The sequence below is a fragment of the Vibrio sp. 10N.222.55.C6 genome (assembly GCF_041473395.1).
GTDB lineage: Bacteria > Pseudomonadota > Gammaproteobacteria > Enterobacterales > Vibrionaceae > Vibrio > Vibrio crassostreae_C.
Genome location: NZ_JBFRSD010000005.1, coordinates 64788 through 81180, shown reverse-complemented (window position 1 = coordinate 81180; position 16393 = coordinate 64788). Strand labels below are relative to the sequence as shown.

Sequence of the window (16393 nt, the reverse complement as noted above, 5' to 3'; positions counted from 1 at the left end):
GCCAAGTTCTTATGAGCTTGGCGTTTTTATGTTTGAATCGCTTTAGTTTTTCGAAAAGAAGATCTCTGGCTTATGGTTCGGGCCATAGTTGCCTTCTAGTTGGGTAAGTTCTAATCCTTGTTTGCCTATCAAAGAGCCGACTAACTGGCGGTTGAACGGGTAGCTGTCGGGGTTGTTAATGTACTCTTCAACATCAATCCATTTAGCTTCTGCAATTTCATCTGTGTCTTGAATCGCAATCTCTTGAGTTTGAGCGATAAGGTGACAAACAAAGTAGAGGTTAGACTTTCCGAATTGATACGGGTGTCTTGTCGCCATGCCAACCACTGAAACGAACGTGGCTTCGATGCCAGTCTCTTCTAAGGTTTCTCGAACCACGGATTCTTCAATGCCTTCACCCAACTCAATATGACCGCCCGGTAATTTGTAACCCGTCATGCCGTGCTCTTTGATCATCAGAACTTGATTGTGTTCGTTAGTGATTAACGCACCAGCACCCAAGGTGTGGGTCGGAATGAAAGGCACAAACTCTACAATCTCGGATTTGTGGATCAGCGTAATCTCGTCTTCTAAGCAGTTGTGAAACACAAAGCCAAGCTCAGTCGCCACCGGAATAAGGTGCGAGAGTGAAATAGGTAAGCTAATCCAAATAATGCCTTTGCTATTCTGCTTTGAAAATTCGGTGATCTCGCTGAGTTCGGCATTGAATGAGTCAACATCGTGAGGGGCTGTTGCTGGGTCAATGATGATGCCGTTAAATTTGTCGAGCGTAAATTCCACGGGTGATCCTTTATTATTTTGATTTATTGGGCGTCGAGCATGGTCTGAGCTTATCGTATCTAAAGAGCTTATAACACCTTGAGAGCAAGGGCAGCAGTGAATCAAAAGTAGGCAATGCAGTTTATGTCGAACGGGTCGGGATAAGTGGAGGGTGTTGCTAGAAACAAAAACTGCGCTTGGAAGCCAAAGCGCAGTTTTAAAATGAGGTTTATTGCAGTTCGATTTTAACGAATATAGTTCGCGTTAATACTCACGTACCAGTGTTGAAGCTTGCCATCAGATTTCTTGATCCACAAATCGTTGGTGTAGCTATCAATCTTGCCGTTAACCGTAAGGTTGAATGTGTTCTCGTCGAATTCGCCAAGCTTCACGAACTGGTCCGTGGTAATCAGGAATGGGTCCATGTCGTCTACACCAACCACATCTGAAATCACATAGTAGTGGTAAGTCAGCGGCTTGCTCGCATCATTCGGGTTGCTGCGATACGCAACAAGCTTGAATGGTTCCGTTAATGGAACGTCGAGCGTTTGCTTGTCCATGGTCGCTGGAATTGGAATAAACAGCCAAGCGGTAAACAGACCGCTCAATAAAACCATCAGGAAGAAAAGAGTCTTAATTGCTTTCATAGCAACCTTCAAAATATGGGGGATGTTAATGGGGCTATGGTAACTAGGGAGAGTAAAGATGCAAGCTCTGTTATTACCCTATCTTATCTCAGCTTAATCTAGCGCAAAGAAAGCGGTTCGGTTAACTCGAAATGTAAACACGAGTGCTTAACTCTTGATTATGGCTTAAGAGAATTCGTTATTTGAACCAATCTTGGTTTTTAACCAGTCTCTCGAAACAAGGCGAAGAACTGTCGCGAAATGACCTATATAGATAAAATTCAGTACGATAAGAATAGCGCATGAATATTTTTTGAGCGTTTTCTTATGCATTTAAATCCACGGTTAAGTGGCGAATACCATTCTTATGTCGATCACTCATTTCGTATCGATTGTTCACTTGGCTCCAATCCATTTGGCGCACCAGAAATTCCTGAACATGTGATCAAAGATATTATCTACGGTATTGATAAGTACTATTGCCACAGGGAGCTTTCGGAGCTGACTTATCTGACTCGCCAGTTTATTGGGATTGAAGATTGTCGTATTACGTACACCACGGGCTCTCTTGGGGCGCTAGAACTTATCTTCAATAAACTTATCGATCACAACAATCGCACCATGATAGGCATTGGCCCTCAGTTTGTTGAAGCAGTATCAGAGTTCACTTTGGTGGGCGGGAAGTACCAGTCCATCAACATGTTTGATTATCAAAACGAGTCGGATCTGTTCGGTGTGTTGGCATCAAAAATAAGCAGTCAAAATCCTGCCTTGGTGTATATCGATAATCCCAACAACCCAACGGGTCGAATCTACGACAGAGCTTATCTGGTCGAGATAGCGAGAGTATGTGAGCGTTCTGGCGCTATTTTGATTGTCGACGAGGCCTATGGTGAATACCTGACCCCTGAGCAGTCTATGCTCGATCAGACCTTAGTCTTGGACAACTTAATAGTTTTACGAACCTTTTCTAAAGGTTTAGGGCTCGCTGGGATTCGACTCGGTTACTTAGCCAGCAGTGAAAACCTGACTTCTGCAATCGAAGCTGCGGTGAGTGTGTTTACGCCGACTTACCCCTCAATAAAAATCGCATCGGCGACCTTACCCAATGCAAAACACTTCTTAGAAATGAACCGCAGCAAAACTGAATACTTTAAGCAGCAAATGATCGGCTTGTTGTCTGAGAACAATATTGAGGTGGTTGGCACGTCAATATCGACGCCCATTATGTTGTTGAAAAAGAGAGGAACTCACCTTTCAAAGCTATTTGAGAGTATCGGTATTAAGACATGTTCGGGTGTCGATTTTGCTATTACGTGCGACGCGATGACTGAAGAGTATGTTCGATTACGAATTGTTGGCAATGATATAGATTTAGAAGCGTTAAAGCAGCGTATTAAGCAGTTATAAAAGCAACCGTTATAAAATCAGTAGGCATAAAAAAGCCCGCACCTTGCGTTTACAAAGTGCGGGCTAAATTCATCTGGCTACTTGTTTAAGTAAGCAGCGTGGAACTCAATGTGTTCATCAATAAAGCTAGAGATGAAGTAGTAGCTGTGGTCGTAACCAGGCTGCATACGTAGCTCTAAATCGGCATTGGTTAACTTAGCGGCTTCGACTAATTGCTCAGGTTTAAGCTGCTCAATCAGGAAGTTATCGGCTTCGCCTTGGTCAACCAACATTGGCAGCTTAGTGCCTTTGGTTTTTAGAAGCTCAGAGGCATCGTATTGCTTCCATTCTTCAATATCTAAGCCAAGATATTGGTTGAATGCTTTCTGTCCCCAAGGGCATTGCATTGGGTTGGTGATTGGGCTGAATGCAGAGATAGAACGGTAGCTATCTTCGTTCTTGATGCCAATCGTTAGGGCACCGTGTCCGCCCATGCTGTGACCAGAAATCGACTTCACTGAAGTCACAGGGAAGAAAGATTCAATCAATGCTGGAAGCTCTGTTACCACGTAATCGTACATGTGGTAATGGCTGTCCCATGGTGCTTGAGTGGCATTCACATAGAAGCCTGCACCTTGGCCGAGATCGTAGCTTTCATTGTCGGCAACGCCTTCGCCACGTGGGCTTGTATCAGGTGCAACAATAGCGATGCCTTGCTCAGCCGCAGCTTTGAATGCGCCGGCCTTTTGCATGAAGTTTTCATCGGTACAGGTTAAGCCTGATAACCAATACAAAACAGGAACTGGGTTTTCTTTGCTTGCGTTAGGTGGCAAGAAAATCGCAAAACGCATGTTGCAGTCAAGCGTTGCAGAAAAGTGGGTGTATTGTTTGTGCCAACCACCAGCAACCTTTGCTTGGCTAATGTTTTCGATTGTCATCTATTGTGCTCCGTTAGGTTGATGGTTTTGGGGAATAACATGTCTATATCATTTAAAGTTTCACCACCCACCGGGCAGGAGGTGGTGAAGACAGTTTGTTGCTTTTCATTTATAACTTTGGCCTCGACACCTAAGTATCGAGACCAAGAGGTGTTATACCAATCACAGTAAGTAGATGGTCATAAATAGCGCAGGAAAAAGGCTTGAGAACAAGGCAGAAATTTTCGATAAGTAGTTATTCTACAATCAAAATTTCTAACGCCGTTATCGAGTGTTTTAACAAGCTAGAATGACCAGTTATTTACTACGATTGGTATTATTTATCCATGTGTAGAACAGTACGGATAGATTCACCTTTATGCATTAGGTCGAATGCTTCGTTTACGTCTTGCAGACCCATTGTGTGAGTGATGAACTCTTGAAGACCAAACTCACCTGCCATGTAGCGGTTAACGATTTCTGGAAGCTCAGAGCGGCCTTTAACACCACCGAAAGCAGAACCACGCCATACACGACCTGTTACTAGTTGGAATGGACGAGTTGAGATCTCTTGACCTGCGCCTGCAACACCGATGATTACAGATTCGCCCCAACCTTTGTGACAACATTCAAGCGCTTGACGCATCACGTTTACGTTACCAATACATTCGAAAGAGTACTCAACACCACCGTCTGTCATCTCAACGATAACGTCTTGGATTGGCTTGTCGTAGTTCATTGGGTTGATGCAGTCAGTCGCGCCAAGTTGTTTCGCTAGCTCGAATTTGCTCTCGTTGATGTCAACACCGATGATGCGGTCAGCACCAGCCATGCGAGCACCAATGATTGCAGAAAGACCGATACCACCTAGGCCGAATACAGCAACGTTGTCGCCTTTTTCAACTTTAGCTGTGTTAAGTACCGCGCCCATACCCGTAGTTACACCACAACCTAGAAGACAAACTTCTTCAAGTGGTGCTTCTTTGCTTACTTTCGCTAGAGATATTTCTGGAAGTACTGTGTACTCAGAGAAAGTAGAGCAACCCATGTAATGGAAAATTGTTTCGCCATTGATAGAGAAGCGGCTTGTACCGTCTGGCATTAGGCCTTTACCTTGCGTTTCACGAACCGCTTGGCATAGGTTAGTTTTACCAGATTTACAGAACTTACATTCGCCACATTCAGCTGTGTAAAGTGGGATAACGTGGTCGCCAATCTCAACACTTGTAACGCCTTCGCCGATCATCTCAACGATACCACCACCTTCGTGACCAAGAATTGAAGGGAAGATACCTTCTGGATCGTCACCTGATAATGTGAATGCGTCAGTGTGACAAACACCAGTAGCAACGATGCGAACTAGAACCTCACCAGCTTTAGGAAGTTGTACATCAACTTCTTCCATTTTTAGTGGCTCGCCAGCTGCCCATGCAACCATTGCTTTTGATTTGATATGCGTTTGACCAGGTTTAATTTCGATTGTCATTGGATGTTTCCTATATGTCAGTACAGCGGATAACTGTGCAATTAAATTCAACCCGTTAAGCGTAGTTGAGCTTAATTGTTTCCGCTCTCTCGTTTTGTTGGAGCTAGTATAGGTGTGAGTGCATGTTTTGATAATCCCCTTAAATAGAAAATGATTATTACGTATTTGTAATAATAGAGCATTTAGGTTCCTCGTGTTAACCGAAAGTCACACTTAAGAATTTTTAAGGTACGTCATAATAATTGCTTACTGAAAATCACATGAATTGGAAATAAAACTACAATATTCTGAGCGCCGTATTTAATGTTGTGGACTCATACATGCTTTTATCTCTTCCGCCTCCAGTGATGCTGTCACTTGCCATCGTGCTTGAAGTTGTCGCGACTTCTTTATTGCCTAAAACGCAGCAATTTACTTCCCTTCCTGCTACCGCCGCAGTACTCGTCGGTTATGGCTTTGCTTTTTATCTGTTGTCTCTCACGGTTCAAACTATGTCTCTGGGTGTCGCCTATGCGATTTGGTGTGGGGCAGGGATTGTGTTAGTCGCGGCGTTATCTTGGTTGGTCTACGGGCAAAAGCTAGACATCTACGCGATCATTGGCATCGCTTTGATTCTGTCTGGTGTGGTGATCATTAACCTGTTTTCAACGTCGGTGAGTCACTAAGAGTCTATTTCCTACTTCTGAAGGAACAAACTAATTGGAATCTAGAGTAGTTAGCCTTCAACTTAAGGTATTGAATATAATATAGTAATTCCAATAAATGCATTTTGTGCATGTATTTTATGAAAACAGCTCACTTTACTCATAGATTGGTCGGTTTAGTATAGCCAGCAGAAACCAATGATTATAAATAATCATAGATATTATCTTTTTATCAATAACTTAGGGGGTCATTATGACTATTCCGACAACCGATATGATGGAAGCTTGGACGGGATTTCAAGCTGGCGACTGGCAAACATCCGTTAATGCACGTGATTTTATTCAGCGAAACTACACCCCTTATGAAGGCGATGAGTCTTTTCTTGCGGACGTGTCGGAGTCGACGACACAGCTATGGGAGTCGGTGCTAGAAGGTATTAAAGAAGAAAGCCGCACTCATGCCCCTGTCGATTTTGATACTGATATCGTTTCCACTATCACCTCACACGATGCCGGTTACATTGTAAAAAACCTCGAAAAAATCGTGGGTCTACAAACCGATAAACCACTGAAACGCGGCATCATCGCCAATGGTGGTATTCGAATGGTGAAAACGTCGTGCGAAGTGTACGGTCGTGAATTAGAGCCACAAATCGAAAAGATCTTCACTGAGTACCGCAAAACGCATAACCAAGTAGCGTTCGATCTTTATACCGACGAAATTAAAGCATGTCGCCGTTCTGGTATTATTACTGGTCTGCCGGATGCTTATGGTCGTGGACGCATTATTGGCGACTACCGTCGTCTTGCTTTGTACGGTATCGACTTCCTAAAATCAGACAAAAATGAGCAGTTCAAATCAACTCAGAAGATGCTTGAAACGGGTGGTGATTTAGATAAGACATTGCGTTTACGTGAAGAGCTTACTGATCAAATTCGTGCCCTTGATGAAATGCGAGAAATGGGTTTGAAGTACGGCATTGATATGTCTTCTCCTGCTCGTACTGCGCAAGAGGCAATCCAGTTTACCTATTTTGGCTACTTAGCTGCGGTTAAGTCTCAAAATGGTGCTGCGATGTCGCTAGGCCGCACATCAACCTTCCTAGATGTTTACATCGAACGTGACCTTAAACTTGGTCTGATTGATGAAAAACAAGCGCAAGAGTTGATTGACCATTTCATCATGAAGCTTCGTATGGTTCGTTTCCTTCGCACTCCTGAATACGATTCATTGTTCTCTGGGGACCCAATTTGGGCAACAGAAGCAATGGCTGGTATGGGCGTTGATGGTCGTACTCTTGTTAGCAAAACGACTTTCCGCTACTTGCACACATTGCACACGATGGGCCCAGCACCAGAGCCGAACATGACGGTTCTATGGTCTGAACAACTGCCTATCGCGTTTAAACAATACGCGGCTAAAGTGTCTATCGAAACCTCATCACTTCAGTATGAGAACGATGATCTAATGCGTGCGGATTTTGATAACGATGATTACGCGATTGCGTGTTGTGTAAGCCCGCAGGTGGTTGGCCAACATATGCAGTTCTTTGGTGCTCGTGCAAACCTTGCTAAAGCGTTGCTTTACACCATTAACGGTGGTGTTGATGAAAAATCTAACATGCAGGTTGGCCCCCAAGTTGCTCGTATCGAAGATGAAGTTCTCGATTTTGACCGCTTAATGCCTCGCTTTGATGACATGATGGATTGGCTTGCAACGCAATACGTCACTGCGCTGAACGTGATCCATTACTCGCATGACCGTTACAGCTATGAAGCATCGTTAATGGCATTAATGGACCGCGATGTTCATCGCACAATGGCTTGTGGTATTGCAGGGCTGTCGGTTGTTGCTGACTCGTTAGCGGCTATCAAATACGCGAAGGTAACACCAGTACGTAACGAAGATGGCATCGCTGTCGACTTTGAGATTGAAGGTGAATATCCAAAATTCGGCAACAACGATTCACGTGTTGATGATATTGCTTGTGATTTGGTTGAACGTTTTATGAAAAAAATTCAGAAAATGAACACCTACCGTGAAGCGGTTCCAACTCAATCTATCCTTACGATTACTTCAAACGTTGTATATGGTAAAAAAACCGGTAACACACCAGATGGTCGCCGCGCAGGTATGCCATTTGGCCCGGGCGCAAACCCAATGCACGGTCGTGACGAGAAAGGTGCGGTTGCTTCACTTTCTTCAGTTGCCAAACTGCCGTTTGAATTCGCTAAAGATGGTATTTCTTACACCTTCTCAATCGTACCAAATGCACTAGGTAAAGATGACCTAAGCCAAAAAGTGAACCTAGCAGCACTAATGGATGGTTACTTCCACCATGAGGAAAATGGAGGATCGATTCGTGTTGAGGGTGGGCAGCATCTCAACGTTAACGTGCTTAACCGTGACATGTTGTTGGATGCCGTCGAACATCCAGAAAAATACCCACAGTTAACCATCCGAGTGTCGGGTTACGCTGTGCGATTCAACTCGTTAACACGTGAGCAGCAACAAGATGTAATTAGCCGTACGTTTACTGCTAAGATTTAACCGTAAACTTCAAGATATACGGTTCTAAAAAAGCGCGAGAATGACATCCGTTTCTCGCGCTTTTTTGTGCGTGGAGTATGGCGCTAATGATGTCGTTGGGCGTCGCGTTGTCTTGGCTAGTATATGGGCAAAACCGATATTTACGCGGTGATTGGAATTACTTTGATGCTTTTTTTGGGGGGATTCGCTTGTTTTTTATGTCAGAGATCACTAGGAGCTCTAACTTATCTTTGCCCCAAAGTGAGCCAGAGAGGGGGTGAACTCTGTTTCAAACTCAGGAACTTGCCTTACTTTTCCTCATGCCTAGAGTTCTAACTTTGTCCCCAAATTTCTAACCCACTAGACCACTAGAGACTGATCTTCAATCACAGCTACGCACGAATACGTTGTTTAAGTGTTTCTAAGCTATTGAATAGTCGATAACTAAATGGAAGTTCTTCAGTGATAACGTGCCTTGAATTGGAAGCTATGTGTGTTTGCACGGTTTGCACCTGAAAATCGGATTTATACTGAATTATGTGCTTATTTTTCAGTTGGTTAAGCAATGAATTTCGGATATGCTGAAAGTGTGAATTCGTGCCTGCACGATATTAAAATGTTAGGTTTATAGGTCGAAATATTACATGAAATTACAACAAGTTTTAGCGTTGCTAACTCCTTATAGTTTGTTTATCTCAATCCTGTACTTGTTTGGATTCTGGAGCTCATTCAACGTTAATGTTTTGGAATACATTGCCCTTTCAGATGTTCTGAAGAGTGCCATGACACCATTACTTTACTCCGCTCTTCTGGTCACAGTTGGCTTTTCTATTGGTAACATGTTAGGTATGCCGTTAGCGAAGCACTTACCTGAAGGTGGAGGGCAGCATTTACCGGTAGCTAGGTATGTTAGGTTGGCATTTAGAGTAATGTTTTGGGTATTGCTATCAGCAATCATATATCAAATTGTCTTTGAGTCTGGAAATTATAGGTGGTTTAAAGTAGCGGCATTATCGATGTTAATTGTTCCAGTTATAGTCGGAGACGCAAGAGAACTTGAAGATTACATTCCCTATAAACATGTTCGAGTTATCGTTGTTAATGTACTTGTCGCAGTAGCTGTCTATGCATTTGGTTGGGGGGCGATTGATGCGAAGGCAGCCAAAACTAATGAACAAGATCTCAAAATTAATGGTTTAGATGTCGAACATCAGTATGTAGGTTGGGCTGGAGACTATTTATTTCTTTGGGACAACAAAAATAGTACTGTCATCGCTAAGGCTAAAAGAACCGTAGACTCAATCGAATTTTCGGTGACTGAAGAAAAATCAATTTTTGAACGCTACACGACAATAAATAAACCTAACAAAGAAATTTAAGAGTGATTCACAACGCTTGGCGCTTTCACTTCAAGCAAGTTTAGTGTTTATGGCACAATGGGTTAAGTCAGGTGTTTGCGTTGTTCACACCTTAATTTGGCGTTATACAAACGGAGGCAGCAACAAAATATGAGTAAGCAAGAACATCCTAGAAAAGCGGTAGAAAACTTTAAAGCGATCATGCAATTACTCAGTCCGTCACGGTTGAAGCTTATAGCTTTCTCGGTTTCGTTCGTTGTGCTTGTTGGCTATTCAGTCAATTCAGAACAATTTACCTTGTTAAAATCAATTTTGCTTGTTTACTCATACATCCTTGGTCTTTCTGTTTACTCATTGAATAGACTATCCCAAGTTAAGAATGACATCGAGTATTTGTCTCAGGAGTACTTCGGTGATTTTCCTGTACGACAACCAAATGGTTTTGCTTGGGAAACTCCAGACGGACAGCGCCTAGAAAGCGAACGTTTGAACAAGCACTATAGCTATCGTATAGCGTTAATGTTTATTGGGTTTGTTCTCTTGGTTTTTGGTCTGTGCTTGCTAACAGTGTTTGTATAACAAACGTTTAAGGTTTCAAGATACTTTTTCTAATCTGATTGAAACCGTTTAGATCAAAGAATCTAAATGGTTTCTGTCCAGAGCCTTCATAAGCTGAATTTTTACCCGTGGTACTTCCTAGTTCGAAAGTCCCTCTTTCCAACTTAGAACCGATCTCAATATGAGTTGTCGGGAGATTTTCATTTACCCTCCCGACATCAAACGGATCCATAGCTGATCTTCCTAGCGACTTACAACGTAAGAGGCCGATTAAAAGGGAGAAAAAATTATGGCCACCGTTTATGTCAGCATCGGAAGCAACATTAACCGCGAATATCACGTCACAGAATCTCTCAAAGCATTGAATAGCCGCTTTGCACCTCTACACATCTCTAATTTTTACGATTGTGAGCCTGTTGGTTTTGAAGGAGATAACTTCCTAAACCTAGTCGTTGGGTTTGAATGTGACCTTTCTATCGCTGAACTGGCTAAGGTTCTGCATCAAATCGAATTAGAAAATGACCGCAAGCGAGAAACTAAAGAATATGCTTCGCGTACGATGGATATCGATATCCTTCTTTACGGTAACGAAGTAGGCATTATTGATGGAGTAGAGCTGCCTCGAGGTGAAATCACCGAGTACGCTTTTGTGCTTCGACCGTTAGTTGATGTTGCCGCGCAAGAACTTCATCCCACTCTAGATATCTCTTTTCAGCATCTCTGGAACAACTTCGATCAGCTGAGTCAGAAAACCGAACTTATACCGTTCGAGGTCAGCTTCACTTAGTCCCTGTAACTGCTTTAAACAGAACGCTTGAGCTTTATTGATCTTTTCCTCTAATAGGCACGTAACTCACTCTACCTTCTAAGGATCGGAAACTGTTATGAATCACAATGCGATTATCACCATCACAAATCTCAGATTAAGAACCTTCATCGGCTTCAACGAAGAAGAAAAAACCAAGCAGCAAGACATCGTCATAAATGCGGAGATCCATTATCCCGCGAACAACCTTTGCCTCTCTGATGATGTGGAGAACGCACTTAACTACAAAAATATCTGCAAAAAAATTATTGAACATGTTGAATCTGGACGGTTTCTGCTTTTAGAAAAGTTAACCAGCGACGTACTCGGTATTTGTATCGACCATTCATGGGTCCGATACGCTCAGGTGAGAATTGACAAGCCTCATGCTCTACGTTTCGCCGATTCCGTCTCGCTCACCCTGAGCTATGAAGCAGAACTTGAAGATTAACTCATAAGGAGCGACTCAATGCTAACCACAGAAGCTGAAAAAGTAAGAGAAGCTTTGCTCGAAAAGGGGCTTGAAACCCCGATGACATCGAGCGAAATGAACCCCGACCAGAAGTACAACCGCATCAAAGGGCTTTTGACGGAAGTTGTCAGTACGCTCGGGCTGGATTTAACCGATGACAGTCTCGCTGAAACACCTCATCGCATTGCAAAGATGTACGTTCACGAGATATTTTCAGGGCTCGACTACAATAACTTCCCCAAAATTAGTGTTATCGACAACAAAATGTCAGTTGATGAAATGGTTAAGGTATCGGATATAGATTTAACTTCGACGTGCGAACATCACTTCATCACCATCGATGGTTTAGCACAAGTGGCTTATATCCCAGAATCCAAGATTCTTGGGCTATCTAAAATAAACCGTATTGTTCGATTCTTTGCTCAGCGTCCGCAGGTTCAAGAACGCCTTACACAGCAAATCCTGGTCGCGATACAGACTCTAGTCGAAACAGAAAATGTGGCTGTGACGATTAAAGCAACTCACTACTGCGTTAAATCGAGAGGCGTTATGGACGCTAACTCTGAAACCACCACAACCGCGCTTGGTGGCAGTTTCAAAACTAACCCTCAAACTAGAGCTGAGTTTTTACGATGAGTGAAACGATTCTAATAACTGGAGTGGGGAAGCGTTTAGGATTCGCTCTGGCGCAGCAACTTATATCTGACGGATACAAAGTCGTTGGCACTTACCGAAGCGACTATCCCCAGCTGAAAATACTGCGCGACAGTGGAGCCGACTTACAACAGGTAGACTTTTATCAACAAAGCAGCCTAGAGGGCTTTCTTCATTACGTTGGTCAAGAATATAAGACACTTCGTGCCATCATACATAACGCTTCCGACTGGAAGCCTGAGAACAAGACAAACCCCAGTGAAAATGCATCACAAATCATGCACCAGATGATGACGATTCACGCCACCGTGCCTTATCTGGTTAATTTAATGCTCAAAGACCAACTAATGTCTGGCGATAAAACGTCGGACATCATCCACATCAGTGATTACGTTGCGGAAAAAGGCAGTAAAAAACACATCGCTTACGCGGCCAGTAAAGCCGCACTCAACAACTTGACGCTGTCGTTCTCAGCGATGCTGGCTCCCAAGGTGAAAGTCAATACTCTCTCTCCTGCCATGATAAAATTCAATGAACATGATGACGAGGCGTACAAAACCAAAGCTCTGAAAAAAGCACTGATTCCCTCAGAGGCAGGCTTTGAAGAAGTGATAGATGGCATTAAGTTTGTTTTGGCTAGTCACTATATGACAGGAAGGACTTTGCACCTTGATGGCGGCAGGCACTTGAAGTGAAGTTCATGCGTTGTGATCTTGAGGCAGGATAGTCAACTAATCTATTCGTCTTTCATATCGTCTAACTACATTTTTTTAAGTTGTCCCTCGACACTTTTTGGGTTTTAGACATTAGAACGTGTTTGCATGGGCGACTCACCAAACAACTGCTTGTAGCTTTGGCAAAAATATCCCAGATGAAAAAAACCAAAGTCAAAGGCGATTTCATTGATGCACCGTTGTTCGCTCGGATTTTGCAGAATGCGCCGTACCTGGTTGAGACGTACATTTTGTATAAATTGTTTTGGTGATATGTCACAACAGGACTCAAAGGTGTATTGCAGCGTACGGCGACTGACATAAACCGCATCGCACAGTTCAGACACGGTGACGGGTTTACGGTACTGCGAGTTATCTAGGTACTGCCTAATTCGACGCATTGTATTCTCACGCTGTGAGGCATTGGTTTTTTGCATATTTTGATTAGACGATTGAGCGAACAATTCGACCAACATATCTTGAACAATGGATTGATGAGTTTGAAAAGACCAGCGAGATTGACTCGGGGAGAGTAGTAAGCTCAAGTAAGCTTTTATTTGTTGGGTGTAGTGTTGAGAGCAACCAAGAAAGTGGCTCTTGCTGTTTAATGATTCAATCTCTAGCTGTTGCTGAATCATTTCAACCAGTGAAGGGCTTATGACTAACCCATAAATAGAAAAGGTTTCTGGCGTAAGTAGCTCAAAATCCGCCCCAGCCTCACGGATCAAAATACTATCAGGATTACCTTGTGCGTAATTGATGTGTAAAGGTCTATCGTTAGCACTGATCCCTAACCAAATCCCTTCATTAATACGACATTGCTGCTTGAGTTTTCTGTTGCTGTCTTCTCGAAATAGGTGCACGTGAGAAAATTTTCGTTCACGGATCTGACCTAGAAAACTTCCTTGACTCAGTTGGTCATATTCTTGCTGCCAGTTAAAGAGGCTGGCTGCCTGCTGATTTGCATCAAATGTGTTGAATGTGCACAAATTAGGTGCATAACGCATCAATTCTTCATCCTTTCTCATCATTCCATGACCTACCCATGTGACCCATATTAGTACAGTGTGTCTTTAAGTTTATGTTTATTAATGCTTTTTTATGTTTGCCGATTCTTGATATTCATTCGGTTCAAAAATCGCTTAATTACTCATATATACAAAAGGTTATTGAGCAAGAACTGAACCAGTTTATGAAGAGGGAATTTATGACAGCAGCTTATCGCCGACAACAAGGGCACCTGGTTTTTAACTTTGAGTCGTTAGCAGATCTGATGGCAAAGGCTACGCCAGAGCGTTCAGGGGATGTTTTGGCTGGTGTATCTGCGACTTCTGCTGCAGAGCGTGTTGTAGCTCAGATGACACTGGCAGACTTGCCCCTAAAGACGTTTTTAAATGAAGCGGTGATCCCTTATGAAAGTGATGAAGTTACTCGTTTAATCATTGATAGCCATGATAGAGAGGCGTTTAAAGCGATTGATCACCTTACAGTGGGAGACTTTCGGAACTGGCTGCTAAGTGATGAAGCCGATAGTCTCACGCTTGCAAAGCTGCGTCCTGGTTTAACTCCAGAAATGGTGGCTGCAGTGAGTAAGATCATGCGTAATCAGGATTTGATCCAAGTCGCCAAAAAATGTCGGGTAGTGACTGCGTTTCGTAACACCATTGGCTTGCCTAGTCGTTTATCCACCCGTTTACAGCCCAATCATCCAACCGATTCTCTCAATGGCATTGCCGCCAGTATTTTTGATGGTTTGATGTATGGCAATGGTGATGCTGTGATCGGCATTAATCCCGCAACAGATAATGTACCACAGGCAATTAAGTTGATGAATCTGATGGAAGAGGTCATTCAACACTACCAGATCCCGACCCAATCTTGCGTATTAACCCATGTTACAAACACGATTGAAGCGATTGAGATGGGCGCTCCGGTGGATCTCGTCTTTCAATCTATTGGTGGCACTCAAGGTACGAACGACACCTTTGGTATTAACCTTTCGATCCTTAAAGAAGCAAACGAAGCGGCGCTTTCGCTGAACCGAGGCACCGTTGGAAGTAACGTCATGTACTTTGAGACAGGGCAAGGAACATCTCTCTCTGCCAATGCTTTTCATGGTGTGGACCAACAAACTTGTGAGACACGGGCTTATGCCGTAGCGCGTCATTTTAATCCATTGTTGGTTAATACCGTGGTCGGCTTTATCGGCCCTGAATATCTCTTTGATGGAAAACAGATTATTCGAGCAGGGCTTGAGGACCATTTTTGTGGCAAATTGCTTGGCCTGCCGATGGGGTGTGATATCTGCTATACCAACCATGCCTATGCCGATCAAAATGATATGGATAACTTACTGACATTGCTCGGTGTCGCTGAGTGCTCGTTCATTATGGGGATTCCGGGTTCCGATGACATCATGCTCAATTATCAAACAACCTCGTTTCATGATGCACTTTATGCACGCAAGGTGTTGGGTTTAAAACCTGCGCCGGAGTTTGAGGAGTGGCTAACTCAGATGCAGATTTTTGATGATGTAAAAGATGTGCGCCTAAATGAACGACTCTCCGGCTCATTTGCTGGCGCTCTAGCACAACTTAATGGAGGCCCCGCACATGGGTAAGGTGGTCTCTATGGCAAAACATTCTGCTTCTAAGTTGGTAACTCAAAACCCTTGGCACGAGCTTAAAGGTTTTACATCGGCACGTATTGCACTGGGTCGAAGTGGAAATAGCGTTCCAACTAAAGAGTTGCTTTCATTTCAACTCGACCATGCACAGGCGATGGATGCCGTTCATTGTGCTTTAGATGTGGATTCATTGGTTGAGCTCATCGCTCAATCAAACTCGGTCATTCAACACACTTCTCAGGCACCAATTAAGGCGCACAGCAAAGCGACAGACAGATTCATGTATTTGCAAAGGCCGGATCTTGGTCGTGAGCTTGATGACGTCTGTTGGAATCAGTTGCAAGCCGTTCTTCATTCAGAGTCTCCCCCGTTTGATCTCGCGATAGTAGTGGCTGATGGCTTGTCTTCAATTGCCATTCAAAATCATGCAAATCCAGTCATTGAGCATCTGCTTTCTTTATTAGGGGAAGACGAAGTGCCGTGGCATGTTGCTCCTATTACTGTTGTGAGGCAGGGCCGAGTGGCAATAGGAGATGATGTTTGCGAGTGCTTACAAGCCAAGATGGTGGTGGTTTTGATTGGTGAGCGCCCGGGACTGACCTCTCCAGATAGCATGGGTATGTACCTGACTTGGCAGGCGAGAAGAGGAACAAAAGACTCTGATAGGAACTGCATTTCTAATATTCGCCCACAGGGGTTGGCTTATGAAGATGCGTGTAAGCGAGCGGTATACCTATTGAAGGAAGCTCGTCGGCTAGAGCTTTCAGGAGTCAACCTTAAAGACCGTTCGAGTATCGAGGAAGAAGGTGGTGAGCAGTTAGAAGACAAGCACACAGGCAATTTTTTAATTGGATAA

Annotated in this window: 16 protein-coding genes; 11 read left to right on the top strand and 5 right to left on the bottom strand. The window is 43.5% G+C overall.

The window, feature by feature from the left end; all coding sequences use genetic code 11:
- Positions 1-42 precede the first annotated feature (42 nt).
- On the bottom strand, positions 43-780 hold the full coding sequence (locus AB4486_RS06105; RefSeq protein ID WP_372116700.1) for an NUDIX domain-containing protein: 738 nt from the start codon (positions 778-780) through the stop codon (positions 43-45).
- A gap of 224 nt (positions 781-1004) precedes the next feature.
- Positions 1005-1406 carry a hypothetical protein gene (locus AB4486_RS06100; protein WP_017061631.1) on the bottom strand — a complete coding sequence of 134 codons (402 nt, stop codon included), beginning with the start codon at positions 1404-1406 and terminating at the stop codon, positions 1005-1007.
- A gap of 306 nt (positions 1407-1712) precedes the next feature.
- On the opposite strand from AB4486_RS06100, the gene AB4486_RS06095 reads away from it, so the two are divergent.
- Positions 1713-2795, top strand: coding sequence for a pyridoxal phosphate-dependent aminotransferase (locus AB4486_RS06095; RefSeq protein WP_017061632.1), 1083 nt, complete (start codon positions 1713-1715; stop codon positions 2793-2795).
- 77 nt (positions 2796-2872) lie between these two features.
- Here the strand turns inward: AB4486_RS06095 and fghA are convergent, their stop codons facing one another.
- A complete protein-coding gene (gene fghA, locus AB4486_RS06090) occupies positions 2873-3712 on the bottom strand; it encodes an S-formylglutathione hydrolase (protein ID WP_102463037.1) in 840 nt (279 codons plus the stop codon).
- A gap of 316 nt (positions 3713-4028) precedes the next feature.
- A complete protein-coding gene (locus tag AB4486_RS06085) occupies positions 4029-5177 on the bottom strand; it encodes an S-(hydroxymethyl)glutathione dehydrogenase/class III alcohol dehydrogenase (protein WP_304569929.1) in 1149 nt (382 codons plus the stop codon).
- A gap of 320 nt (positions 5178-5497) precedes the next feature.
- Here AB4486_RS06085 and AB4486_RS06080 point away from each other — a divergent pair, with 320 nt between their 5' ends.
- The 8 genes from AB4486_RS06080 (at position 5498) to folM (ending at position 12893) form a co-directional block, all read left to right on the top strand.
- Positions 5498-5842 carry a multidrug efflux SMR transporter gene (locus AB4486_RS06080; protein ID WP_017069768.1) on the top strand — a complete coding sequence of 115 codons (345 nt, stop codon included), beginning with the start codon at positions 5498-5500 and terminating at the stop codon, positions 5840-5842.
- A 232-nt stretch (positions 5843-6074) separates the two neighbouring features.
- Positions 6075-8372, top strand: a complete 2298-nt coding sequence (pflB, locus tag AB4486_RS06075) for a formate C-acetyltransferase (RefSeq protein WP_372116697.1) — start codon at positions 6075-6077, stop codon at positions 8370-8372.
- 623 nt (positions 8373-8995) lie between these two features.
- Entirely contained in the window at positions 8996-9730 is a 735-nt protein-coding gene (locus AB4486_RS06070) for a hypothetical protein (RefSeq protein WP_372116695.1), read from the top strand.
- A 129-nt stretch (positions 9731-9859) separates the two neighbouring features.
- Complete coding sequence (locus tag AB4486_RS06065) at positions 9860-10288, top strand: hypothetical protein (RefSeq protein ID WP_274675750.1); 429 nt, start codon at positions 9860-9862, stop codon at positions 10286-10288.
- Positions 10289-10556: 268 nt separating this feature from the next.
- On the top strand, positions 10557-11054 hold the full coding sequence (folK, locus tag AB4486_RS06060) for a 2-amino-4-hydroxy-6-hydroxymethyldihydropteridine diphosphokinase (protein ID WP_137001688.1): 498 nt from the start codon (positions 10557-10559) through the stop codon (positions 11052-11054).
- Positions 11055-11151: 97 nt separating this feature from the next.
- On the top strand, positions 11152-11523 hold the full coding sequence (folX, locus tag AB4486_RS06055; protein ID WP_017067658.1) for a dihydroneopterin triphosphate 2'-epimerase: 372 nt from the start codon (positions 11152-11154) through the stop codon (positions 11521-11523).
- 18 nt (positions 11524-11541) lie between these two features.
- On the top strand, positions 11542-12180 hold the full coding sequence (gene folE / locus AB4486_RS06050) for a GTP cyclohydrolase I FolE (RefSeq protein ID WP_102398130.1): 639 nt from the start codon (positions 11542-11544) through the stop codon (positions 12178-12180).
- Complete coding sequence (gene folM / locus AB4486_RS06045) at positions 12177-12893, top strand: dihydromonapterin reductase (RefSeq protein ID WP_136999154.1); 717 nt, start codon at positions 12177-12179, stop codon at positions 12891-12893. Before folE ends, folM begins: the two co-directional genes overlap by 4 nt.
- 104 nt (positions 12894-12997) lie before the next feature.
- Here the strand turns inward: folM and AB4486_RS06040 are convergent, their stop codons facing one another.
- Positions 12998-13918: a helix-turn-helix domain-containing protein gene (locus AB4486_RS06040; RefSeq protein WP_017067657.1), complete on the bottom strand. Its 921-nt coding sequence runs from the start codon at positions 13916-13918 to the stop codon at positions 12998-13000.
- A 200-nt stretch (positions 13919-14118) separates the two neighbouring features.
- Here AB4486_RS06040 and AB4486_RS06035 point away from each other — a divergent pair, with 200 nt between their 5' ends.
- A complete protein-coding gene (locus tag AB4486_RS06035; RefSeq protein ID WP_017061645.1) occupies positions 14119-15531 on the top strand; it encodes an ethanolamine ammonia-lyase subunit EutB in 1413 nt (470 codons plus the stop codon).
- Positions 15524-16393, top strand: a complete 870-nt coding sequence (gene eutC, locus AB4486_RS06030) for an ethanolamine ammonia-lyase subunit EutC (RefSeq protein WP_136974151.1) — start codon at positions 15524-15526, stop codon at positions 16391-16393. Before AB4486_RS06035 ends, eutC begins: the two co-directional genes overlap by 8 nt.